This window comes from Yersinia sp. 2542 StPb PI (genome assembly GCF_048593855.1).
Lineage (GTDB): Bacteria > Pseudomonadota > Gammaproteobacteria > Enterobacterales > Enterobacteriaceae > Yersinia > Yersinia enterocolitica_E.
This window is the reverse complement of record NZ_JAZGQA010000546.1, coordinates 1-296: the sequence shown is the minus strand read 5'-3', so window position 1 is coordinate 296 and position 296 is coordinate 1. Positions and strand designations below refer to the sequence as shown.

The window sequence follows — 296 nt, the reverse complement described above, 5'->3', positions numbered from 1 at the left end:
CTGATTGTGGCAGTGGTAAGACATTTCAAACAATAAAACAAATTAATAATAGCAATGATAAGTATATTTTAGTTCAAAACACAATCAAATTATTAGATAAGACATTTCAAGCAATCCCTGATAGCCGATTAATTATAAGTACTGGATTGACAGGTAATGTTCAAGCGGAAGTAGTACAGTTTCTTCTATGTCCAACGCACCGAGTGTTATTAATTACGGATAAAACATTTTTCAAATTAGATCCAAACTTACTATTAGGATGGAAAATTATTCTTGATGACGTTGTTTGTTTTCAC

At 30.7% G+C, this 296-nt stretch carries 1 pseudogene; it reads left to right on the top strand.

Annotation, left to right across the window (positions count from 1 at the left end):
• A pseudogene (locus V1952_RS22690) lies at nucleotides 1-296 on the top strand (type III restriction endonuclease subunit R); the annotation flags it as partial.